This is a genomic window from Endozoicomonas sp. (genome assembly GCF_031844845.1).
Taxonomy (GTDB): Bacteria; Pseudomonadota; Gammaproteobacteria; order Pseudomonadales; family Endozoicomonadaceae; genus Endozoicomonas.
This window is the reverse complement of sequence record NZ_JAVRMB020000369.1, coordinates 1-10,239: the sequence shown is the minus strand read 5'-3', so window position 1 is coordinate 10,239 and position 10,239 is coordinate 1. Positions and strand designations below refer to the sequence as shown.

Annotated in this window: 8 protein-coding genes and 1 pseudogene; 4 read left to right on the top strand and 5 right to left on the bottom strand. The window is 48.4% G+C overall.

All coding sequences use genetic code 11. The annotated features are described in order from the left end of the window. The 3 genes from RM811_RS20540 to RM811_RS20530 form a co-directional block, all read left to right on the top strand. A partial coding sequence (locus RM811_RS20540) for a glycogen synthase (protein WP_402527787.1) occupies positions 1–753 on the top strand: 753 nt, incomplete at its 5' end. 103 nt (positions 754–856) lie between these two features. Continuing rightward, entirely contained in the window at positions 857–3,064 is a 2,208-nt protein-coding gene (gene glgB, locus RM811_RS20535) for a 1,4-alpha-glucan branching protein GlgB (RefSeq protein ID WP_402527786.1), read from the top strand. A gap of 423 nt (positions 3,065–3,487) precedes the next feature. Then, positions 3,488–3,934, top strand: a complete 447-nt coding sequence (locus tag RM811_RS20530; RefSeq protein ID WP_402527784.1) for a hypothetical protein — start codon at positions 3,488–3,490, stop codon at positions 3,932–3,934. Between the two features lie 205 nt (positions 3,935–4,139). On the opposite strand, the gene RM811_RS20525 is transcribed toward RM811_RS20530, so the two are convergent. Both RM811_RS20525 and RM811_RS20520 read right to left on the bottom strand, forming a co-directional pair. Then, positions 4,140–4,820: a DUF2726 domain-containing protein gene (locus RM811_RS20525; RefSeq protein WP_402527783.1), complete on the bottom strand. Its 681-nt coding sequence runs from the start codon at positions 4,818–4,820 to the stop codon at positions 4,140–4,142. A 310-nt stretch (positions 4,821–5,130) separates the two neighbouring features. Beyond that, positions 5,131–5,445: a cold shock domain-containing protein gene (locus RM811_RS20520; protein WP_402527782.1), complete on the bottom strand. Its 315-nt coding sequence runs from the start codon at positions 5,443–5,445 to the stop codon at positions 5,131–5,133. A gap of 433 nt (positions 5,446–5,878) precedes the next feature. Here RM811_RS20520 and RM811_RS20515 point away from each other — a divergent pair, with 433 nt between their 5' ends. Beyond that, positions 5,879–6,754, top strand: a complete 876-nt coding sequence (locus RM811_RS20515) for a cation diffusion facilitator family transporter (RefSeq protein WP_402527780.1) — start codon at positions 5,879–5,881, stop codon at positions 6,752–6,754. Positions 6,755–6,960: 206 nt separating this feature from the next. Here RM811_RS20515 and RM811_RS20510 read toward each other — a convergent pair whose 3' ends face one another. The 3 genes and pseudogenes from RM811_RS20510 to RM811_RS20500 all read right to left on the bottom strand — a co-directional run. Next, the gene (locus tag RM811_RS20510) at positions 6,961–8,514 is read right to left on the bottom strand and encodes a SpoVR family protein (protein WP_402527778.1); all 1,554 of its coding nucleotides are present in this window, start codon (positions 8,512–8,514) and stop codon (positions 6,961–6,963) included. Then, entirely contained in the window at positions 8,501–9,790 is a 1,290-nt protein-coding gene (locus RM811_RS20505; RefSeq protein WP_402527776.1) for a YeaH/YhbH family protein, read from the bottom strand. Before RM811_RS20505 ends, RM811_RS20510 begins: the two co-directional genes overlap by 14 nt. A 123-nt stretch (positions 9,791–9,913) precedes the next feature. Then, positions 9,914–10,239 (bottom strand): annotated as a pseudogene (locus RM811_RS20500) (PrkA family serine protein kinase); the annotation flags it as partial.

Below are 10,239 nucleotides of genomic sequence, written 5' to 3'. Positions count from 1 at the left end.
CATGGTCTGGCGCAGATTATTGGACGTCGGAAGCAGGATTTTTCAGGCATTCTCAATGGTTGTGATTATCAGGAGTGGAATCCGGAAACAGATTCATTGCTGCCGGCTAATTTTTCGCTGAAAGATCTCTCCGGCAAAGCCTTGTGTAAGCAGTCGCTACAAGAGCAACTGCAATTGCCTGTTGCTCCGGAGAAGCCATTATATGGACTGGTTAGTCGTCTTGCTGAGCAGAAAGGTTTTGCCTATCTGATTCCTGCTTTATGGCAGTTTTTGCAGAATGACGTACAGGTAGTTCTTCAGGGTTCCGGAGACCGGCACACTGCCGCTGAATTAAGGCATCTTGCTGATACCTTTGGCGATAAGTGTCGTTTTGTTGAAGCCTATGATAACGGTCTTGCGCACCTGATTGAGGCGGGCTCTGACTTTTTCCTCATGCCTTCCCTGTTCGAGCCCTGTGGGCTTAATCAGATGTACAGCATGAAATACGGCACACTGCCTATTGTCAGGGCTGTTGGCGGTCTGGTGGATTCAGTGGTGGGTTATCATGAGGAAAGCCTGCAGCTGGCTACGGGCTTTGTGTTCACCGCTGCGGAAGAGCACGCGTTGCATGCTTGCCTGACCAGTACGCTTGACGTCTTTTATGACCAAGAAGTCATGAGGCAGCTGATCGATAATGCAATGAATCAGTCGTTTACGTGGGAGCAATCGGCTTCTGACTACCTTGATGTGTATCAGTCAGCCATTAACCGATGACTGATTACCTGGAGTAATTAAGCTAATCTGACTTATACGACTATGGGAATTAATTTGCTGTGGTCGTTTTTATTGTCAGAATTGCTTTTAAAAGAATAGTGTTATGAATATTGCAGTTTCACCTTCTTTACCTGCCTCTGTAGCTGCCGAACTGGCTGCCTGCCTTTATGCCACGCCGTTTGATATTCTCGGACTTCATGCACACCCATCAGGAAAAGGCCTGGTGATTCGTGCCTGGCGGCCCGATGCAGTCGCCATTGAGGTGCTTGATTATCAGACGGGAAAACTGCTGGGGACGATGACTGCCCATGAAGAGGGGTTGTTTGAACTGCATTTGCCCCGGCGGAAAAAGCCCTTTCTTTACCAGCTGAATATTCATTGGGCCAATGGCCATAGTTTCCGGCTGTTTGACCCTTACAGTTTTGGCCAGTACGTTCTTAAACAAACGGACATTGAATCAGACTATCTTCATCGACATATGGGTGCTTCGGTTACCCGTCATGCGATCAATAGTAAGCACCAGATTGAAGGTGTCCTGTTTAAGGTTTACGCCCCTTATGCCCGAACGGTCAATATTGTCGGCAGTTTTAATGGCTGGGATGACCGGCTTCATCCAATGGCCAGTGCGGACGATGGCATCTGGCGGTTGTTTATCCCGGGGGTGATGGCCGGGGATCAGTACAAATATTCAATTCATGATTATCATGGCGGTCTCCTGCCATTAAAAACGGACCCTTTTGCCCAGCATCTCGAGCAGTGGCCGGGGCTGGCTTCAGTGGTACAAAACCCGGATGGTTATTGCTGGGATGATCAGGGCTGGCTTGCCCGGAGAAGGGATTCCCGTAACCAGGCGCTGCCGTTATCCATTTACGAGGTGCATGCAGGCTCCTGGAAAAGAAAAGAAGACGATGGTTTTCTGAATTTTCGGGAGCTGGCTGATCAGCTGATCCCTTACGTGCTTGATATGGGCTTTACCCATCTGGAACTGATGCCGGTTTCTGAGCATCCGTTGTTTGACTCCTGGGGTTATCAGCCGGTGGGGCTGTTTGCTCCCAGTAGCCGCTATGGTTCGCCGGATGATTTCCGTTATTTTGTGGATAAGTGCCATCAAAAGGGCATCGGGGTGATTCTGGACTGGGTGCCTGCCCACTTTCCCAGTGATGATCATGGTCTGGCTAAATTCGATGGCTCATCCCTTTATGAACACTCCGATTCACGGCGTGGCTGGCATCCGGACTGGCAGACCTGTATTTACGACTTTGGCAAACCCTGGGTACAGGATTTTCTGATCAGTAATGCGCTTTACTGGCTTGACGAGTTTCATATTGACGGTCTCAGAGTGGATGCGGTTGCCTCCATGTTGTATCTCGATTACTCAAGGGATCATGGTGAGTGGGAGGCCAATATTCACGGTGGCAACGAGAACCTTGAAGCGGTCGCCTTCCTGAAAAAATTCAATGAGACTGTTCACACGGCATTCCCGGATGTGATGACCATTGCGGAAGAGTCCACCAGTTGGCCGGGTGTTTCCAAAGCGGTTAATGAGGGTGGTCTCGGGTTTGACTTCAAATGGAACATGGGGTGGATGAATGACACTCTTGAGTATATGAAGCTGGATCCTGTTTACCGTCAACATCACCACGGTCAGATGACGTTCAGTACCGTCTACGCATGGAGTGAAAACTTTGTTCTGCCACTGTCCCATGATGAAGTGGTTCATGGTAAGGGCACTATCCTGACGCGTATGCCCGGCGATGATTGGCAGAAGTTTGCCAATTTACGGACTTACCTGGCATTTATGTATACCCATCCGGGTAAGAAGTTACTCTTTATGGGAACCGAGCTTGGGACTCATAAAGAGTGGAATCAAAATGCAGCTCTGGACTGGGACCTGTTGGAAAATACCGATGGTTTCAATGCCGGTGTTCAGAAGCTGGTGAAAACGCTCAACCATCTCCATGGCAGTGAACCTGCCCTGTATGAAAGGGATATGGATGCCGGTGGCTTTGCCTGGGCAACCTGCGACGACAGTGGTCAAAGCGTTCTGGCTTTTCGCCGTTATGACAGTCACGGACGCTCAGTTCAGGTTGTTTGTAACCTGACGCCCGTTGTTCGCCATAACTATCGTATTGGTGTTCCTGAAGGTGGGCAGTACTCTGAGCTGCTGAATACGGATGATCGTTGCTTTGGGGGAAGTGGTGTTAAAGCCGGTGAACACCTTCAGGCTGAAGAGATTCCGATGCATCATCAGCCTTACAGTATTGCTTTAACCTTGCCACCGTTAGCGACGGTTATTCTGGCATTGTCCTGATGCTGTAATAAACTCAAATTAGCTCCGTTACGTGAATGGAGCTCACTTCTCTATACTCGGCATCGCTGCGTCTACATGGGGCGCGGGTATATCACATCCTCGCCCGGCTCTGTCGGGCTGAGTTCTGGCTTCAGGTATTTGCAGTTTATGCATCTTTGATAAGCTGGCGGCCTTGCTGGTAAAAAACTTCATGGGGGCAGAATCGTTTGTGAACTTTAACGGTATTTCATTGTCGATAGTATGGCCGTTTGTGCAATCGAAGGTTTAGCCCCCGTTCCAAGAAAAAAGGATACATTAAGCCCTGTATTTCAAAGGGAGCGTCCTGAGCCTTGGTGGGATATTTTCACCTGAACGGATAGTCGAAACTAAAGAACAGGCGGCCTCAAAATTAGCCAAACATTCTATTTGTAAGGTGTGCATATTATGGATCAATTGAACTCAGACTGGAAAAGTTTTGCGACTCATTTGGCTGCTGGTGGAGTCGGTGCTTTTATTATTGGTTCAGGTATTAAGTTGTCTGAAGATCCAAGTTTGAATCCCGTAAGGTTTGCAGGATATTCACTTGTGGCTGTTGGTGCTGTGGGCGTGATATCCGATATAGTGAAATTCGAAAACAAGGGGCGAGTTATATCTCTCAGAGATTGTATTGTATTAATGGCCCATGCTGTTGTTTGTGCTATTGGCTTTGGGATATTAGCAATAGATAAATGTGCTGGTTGTGACGGGTATGGTGACGGCTATGCCAGGGGGGGGCGTGTCAGGCCTATCGCCAGGGAAATAGAAGTTGATAAGGGTAGTACTAGCGTGATCAATTATGTCCCATCTTTCCCGCAGTGCCCTGCCCCCCCCCCTGCCATAACAGGTGATTAACTTTTCTCCGCCGGATTGAGTTGAGGTCAGGCTCAGAGCAATTATCAGGGGTAGGGTGGGTAAGAAGCTTTCAGGCGCCATTGATGAATTACTCCCATTTTGGGGCTTTAACGCCAGGTAGGAGCAGCGTTCAAGAGTTGGCTGCTTGGCCGTGCGAGACTGGTCTTGTGTGCTTTGGGTGAGGCTTAATGTCTACCCTGAGATATCAGGTGTCTACCACTCGGGCACCTTTGCAGTCGGGGTAGGTACTACATACCCAGCACTCAAGTCCTGCCTGCGAGCCTTTTTTCATAGTTCTTAATTTCATTGGGCTATTGCACTTTGGACAGTCAGGGTCGACTACAGTTTCCACTTCTGCAATAGCCTTTCTCGGGGTTGGTAGTTCATAGTCCGGAGTTCCCTCCTCCTCAATACCACAGGTGGCAAGAACGGTACGGCGCAGTTCAGTAACATCGCGCCAGGGTTTCATATCGTATTCCAGCAGTGGTAACTCTGCTGCTTCGCAAAGCTGACGTAATAGTTTGAACTCTTTTGAGCTTGATTTTATTTTATAAGGGATCAGGTTGATAACGCAGCAGACTTCCATTTTTCGACGATGATAAAGAACAAAATCAAACCGGCGGTTTTTTCTGATGCTGAGTATCCTGGCGGTTCGGCTCCATTTACCGGATTTCAATACATCGCCAACAGGTAAGGACGGCAGAACCAGCAGATGACTGCGAACAGCAATATCCAGCTGGCCCAGAAAAGCCCGCTTGTCTTGCTCAAGAAGGTTCATGTTTATATTGGCTTTCAGGGGGCTGAAAGTGAGCCAGAGATACCAGGCAATCACTGCAACAATAAGAAGAGAGCCTGAGAGAACGAGAGGGAAAATATCCAGCAGCACTGCACTACCTTGTATTGGATTTATGAGTCAACGAATTGTTAAAAACGCGGCTCTGTCAACAACGAGCTACCCATGTTGAAAACATGGGTAGGGCGAAGACATGTATGGCTAATCATTAGTGACGCAGAAAATACACTTGCATATGAGCGGAAAGAGCAGTTCTGATCAGTTGGCTAAACAGCCAGACAGTGTCTGACTGGAAATAATAGCCTTTAATACTCTTTTGTCATAATAAGTGTTGCTCCATAATTATTAAAATTGTGAAGCATTACACTTGTATAGAGTATTCAGGCAGGCAGCTGAATCAAATTTAAACAGGGAAAGACTCTTCCTGGGCGGTTGTTGTGCCTTGAGTGCTTTCACTGCCACTGCCACTGCCATTGCCATCGTCCGGCAGAACTTTAGTGGCAATGAGTCCCTTTGGACCCTGGCCAAGCTCAAAGCTGACAACCTGTCCGGCTTTTAGAGTTTTAAAGCCTTCCATCTCAATGACAGAATAGTGAATGAGGACATCCTGATTTTCGGTCTCTTCCGTTGCCTGGATGAATCCGTACCCTTTAGGGTTATTAAACCACTTGACAGTACCTACCAGCATAGCTTCCATTTCCTTCTTGGTCGCTTCCATACAGCTTGAATCCTTCAGATACTACATTGACGGAACTGCTGGGAAACTGCAACCCTTGTTGTTTTAGTTTTTGGCATTTTTTTTTATGGTTATTCATAAAAGTGTCGTCCGTGCCACTTTATTCCCTTTATTTCTGTCTGAATAAATCGTCGCCGTCTTTTTCTTCTTTGAAAGAGAGCCGAACCATCAGGCTTCAGACAAGGGGGAGCTTACAATATAACATCATAAATTGTCTTTGTAATAGCCTTGTTGAGGCTTTATCTGCTGATGGTCCAGGTACTTTTCAGTGCTGTGTCGTTTATATCCGGATTCTTACGAATGGATAAGCAAGATATTTGCACGGTGGAGCAAAGTTACTATCCTCATTTAATATCCGGTCATATTTCAGTGGCTGTTATTTATAAACACTCATGTCAATGAGTCGTTAGCTGAAATGCATCAACATAATCATTGTGAAAATGGCAAAGATACGGTTGCCAGCAAGCTCGCTATCGCCATTGCCATAAAGGGGTTGCTGGCCCTGATTCAGGTTTCCGGTGGCCTGTTGTCTGACAGCATGGCGCTGGTTGCTGACGGGATTCATAACTTCTGTGATACCGGGGGTATCCTCGTCGCCCTGATTGCCCAGAGAATCAGCAACAGGGCTGCCACTGGTCACATGACGTATGGGTTTGCCCGGGCCAGAGTGTTAGGGGCTTTGTTTAATTGCGGGTTGCTGGTGGTGGTGGGGATCTACCTGATCACGGAAGCCATTGCTCTCTGGTTTGAGCCGTGTGTGGTCGATGGCTGGATGGTGTGCTGGATTGCGGGCATAACGCTGGTGGTGGATCTGGCAACGACACTACTGGCCTGGCTGGCGGGTGCTAAAAACAATATTAATATCAGGGCGCTGTTTATTCACAACCTGGCCGACTCCCTGGGATCAGTGACGGTGATCATTGCCGGGGCATTGATTATTGTTTATGAACGTTATTTCTTTGATGCTATTGCTACCCTGGTGATTGCTTTTTTTGTCATCTATACCGGGATAGGGTTGTTAGGGAAATGTGTGTTTATTTTAATGCAGGCAGTCCCCGATGCCGTTGATTGCGACAAAATCCGAGAGGTGATGCAAAGTATCGAGGGCGTGGAAAAGGTAACCAGGCTTAACCTGTGGCAGCTTGATGAGCAGAGTATCTGCTGTGAGGCTCGTATTTTACTGAAATGTGCAGATCATGAGGTGGTTAAGCGCAAGCTAAGGGTCATTCTGAAGCATCAGTTCAGCATTGATCATGCGACTCTGGAGACAAGGGGTATCAAACTATCTTAGGATTTGTCCCTAAATAACTTGCCTGTTTTCGCCGCCCGTTACCCGAAAAAGCCAGAGTCGCTTTTGCGGGTAGCGGGCAGCGGCCTTTAAAAGGCTCAGTAAAATGGGGATCTTATTTCGGGACTATTCTTTAATGGCGTGCGGAAAACCGTGCTGAAAATACTGCCAGACTGTTTGAACGCAGTCTGGCAGGGACTCAGGGTTTGTTATGGTTTTGCGTCGGCGGATGACTTCTCTTTTGGTGGTTCAAAGGAATATTGCACAATATTTTCATCATCAACTGATTCAAGTTTTACCTCGAATCCCCACAGGCGACGAACATGCTTGATAATTTCATTGGTGCTGTCGTCTTCCAGTGGCCTGCCCTTGTGCATGTAGTGGCGAAGGGTGAGTGAGCGGTCTCCGCGGACATCCACGTTATAGACCTGAATATTAGGCTCCCGGTTGCCAAGGTTGTATTGATTCGCCAGATTTTCCCGCAACTGACGATAGCCAGGGTCATCATGGATGGCATCAACCTCAAGGTAGGGGTTGATCTCATTATCATCAATGCTGAACAGGTGCATGTCTCTCATGACTTTAGGCGACAGGTACTGAAGGATAAATCCTTCGTCCTTAAAGTTTTTCATGGCAAAGTGCACAGCATCCAGCCAGTCAGTACCGGCAAGGTCCGGGAACCACTCCCGGTCTTCATTCGTCGGATTCTCACAGATCCGGCGAATGTCCCTGTAGATATTGAAGCCAAGGGTATAGGGGTTGATACCACTGTATCTTGGATCATCAAAATCGGGCTGGTACACGACACTGGAGTGTGAGTGTAGAAACTCCATGATAAAGCCTTCAGTAATGAGGCCTTCATCGTACATCTCATGCATCAGATGATAATGCCAGAATGACGCCCATCCCTCGTTCATAACCTGAGTCTGGCGCTGGGGATAAAAATACTGGGCAACCTTACGGACAATGCGAATCAGCTCGCGCTGCCAGGTTTCCAGTAGTGGCGCATTCTTTTCAATAAAGTACAGAAGGTTCTCTTCCGGATCTTTAGGGAAGCGAATATTCTGTTTTCCCTTTTCACTTTCACGAACAGGGATGGTTCGCCAGAGGTCATTCAGGTTTCGCTGAATGTACTCTTCACGCTCCTGAGAGCGGGCTTTTTCCTGCTCCGCTGACATGGGCGTTGGTCGTTGATATCGGTTCACCCCCTGATTCATCAGGGCATGGCAGGCGTCAAGAACGTCCTCAACGGCACTGATACCATACTTTTCTTCACACTTGGCGATATAGCTTTTGGCGAATAGCAGGTAATCAATAATGGCGCTGGCATCGGTCCATTGCCGGAACAGGTAGTTGCCTTTAAAGAACGAGTTATGGCCATAACAGGCATGGGCAATCACCAGTGCCTGCATGGGCATGGTGTTCTCTTCCATAAGATAGGCGATGCAGGGATCGGAGTTGATTACGATCTCATAGGCCAGTCCCATGCTTCCCCGCTGGTAGTTTTGCTGATTGCTCAGGAAACTCTTGCCATAGCTCCAGTGGTTATACATCAGGGGCATGCCCACTGATGAGTAGGCATCCAGCATCTGCTCAGAGCTGATTACCTCAATCTGGTTGGGGTAAGTATCCAGTCGGAATTTATCAGCTAGCCTGGAAAACTCACGGTCGTATATTTGTAGCAGCTCAAAAGTCCATTCCGAGTCGGTTGACAGTGGCTGCTTTCTCTTTACTTTTTTTACCGGGGTTTCAGCTTCCAGCATGACTTCCCTCCTTTTTCTCAAATAAACGACGGAAGGTTGGGTAAATATCACCATAACTGCGAATCTGCTGCATGGCAAAATGACCCGGGTGTGCCTGCTCTATGCTCTTGTACTCATACCAGAGGTTCTGATGATGGCGATCGGTGATTTCTACATAGGAGTAGTACTGGCAGACCGGTAGCAGCTTTTTCAAAATAATATCATTGCATTTACTGGAGTCTGCTTCCCAGTTGTCCCCATCGGAAGCCTGGGCTATGTAGATATTCCACTCGCTGGGTGAATAGCGTTCGGTAATGATTTCATCGGTTAAGCGCAGGGCGGAGGAGACCACGGTACCGCCGGTTTCCCTGGCATAAAAGAAATCGTTTTCATCACACTCCCTGGCTTCGCTGTGGTGTCGTATAAAGACCACCTCCACCGCCTCATAGTTTCTTTCCAGAAACAGATAGAGCAGCAGGAAGAAACGCTTGGCCATGTCCTTGATATCACGGGTCATGGAGCCGGAAACATCCATAACACAGAACATCACGGCCTTGCTGGAAGGCTGGGGGACTTTGGTCATGTTGTTGAAGCGCAGGTCAAAGTCATCAATAAATGGCAGACGCTTCAGTTTTTTGTTAAGAACGGTGATCTCTTCCCGAATTTTTCGGGCTCGCTGCTCATCGACATCATCCGTGCTGACTTCCATTTCCCTCAGTTCACGCTTGAGGGTTCGGATCACCTTTCTGTCTTTGCCGGAAAGCGCAATTCGACGGGCATGGGCTGCACGTAAGGAGCGTATGATATTTAACCGGTCCGGCGACCCCGCGGTGGTGAATCCAGCACGCTTCATTTTGAAATCGGTGCTGTCTTTCAGTTCTTTTTTGATGAGATTGGGCAGTTCCAGGTCATCAAAGAGGTATTCCAGAAACTCCTCGCGGTTAATCTGAAAGGCGAAGTCATCAGCGCCTTCACCGCTGTCGCTGGCCTTGCCATCGCCACTGCCCTGACCGCCACCACCCGGTGGCCGCTGAATACGGTCGCCGCTGTTAAACTCTTTATTGCCCGGATGAACATGACCATGATGGCCACCCTGACCATGATGAAAAAAGGGTTCATTCAGGTCTTTTTTGGGAATTGAAATGTCACTGCCGCTTTCAACGTCGGTGATAGAGCGTTGATCAACAGCATCCTGCACTGCCTCTTTAACAAGGCTGCGGTAACGCCTCAGGAAGCGCTGTCGATTGACAGTGCTCTTCTTTTTTCCGTTGAGGCGTCGGTCGATTATGATGCTCATAAAGACGCTCTCCCGATAGATAGTTGCTGTTCGCTAATGATTAGCCGCCCTGATCGACAGGGCGCAGAGGTTGTTCCGCCTTCACTCTCTACAGGTATCAGGGAGAAGGCGGTGGTCTTGTGGTTATTGTGATTTGCGAACCCGGATATACCATTCGGACAACAGGCGAACCTGCTTTTTGGTATAACCGTGGGCAACCATTCGATCGACAAAGTCAGCGTGTTTGCTCTGGTCGTCCTGAGACCCTTTGGCGTTGAACGAGATGACCGGCAACAGGTCTTCAGTGTTAGAGAACATCTTCTTCTCAATCACTGAGCGCATCTTCTCGTAGCTCATCCAGCTTGGGTTACTGCCGTCATTATTGGCTCGAGCCCTGAGGACAAAGTTCACCACTTCGTTACGGTAATCCTTGGGATTCGCTATGCCGGCTGGTTTCTCAATTTTCTCCA

What these genes read in the sequence shown, in the direction of transcription:
- RM811_RS20510 (WP_402527778.1), bottom strand. Translation starts at nt 8,514, where the DNA reads ATGCTGGAAGCTGAAACCCCGGTAAAAAAAGTAAAGAGAAAGCAGCCA.
- RM811_RS20505 (WP_402527776.1), bottom strand. Translation starts at nt 9,790, where the DNA reads ATGAGCATCATAATCGACCGACGCCTCAACGGAAAAAAGAAGAGCACT.
- glgB (WP_402527786.1), top strand. Translation starts at nt 857, where the DNA reads ATGAATATTGCAGTTTCACCTTCTTTACCTGCCTCTGTAGCTGCCGAA.
- RM811_RS20520 (WP_402527782.1), bottom strand. Translation starts at nt 5,445, where the DNA reads ATGGAAGCGACCAAGAAGGAAATGGAAGCTATGCTGGTAGGTACTGTC.
- RM811_RS20530 (WP_402527784.1), top strand. Translation starts at nt 3,488, where the DNA reads ATGGATCAATTGAACTCAGACTGGAAAAGTTTTGCGACTCATTTGGCT.
- RM811_RS20515 (WP_402527780.1), top strand. Translation starts at nt 5,879, where the DNA reads ATGCATCAACATAATCATTGTGAAAATGGCAAAGATACGGTTGCCAGC.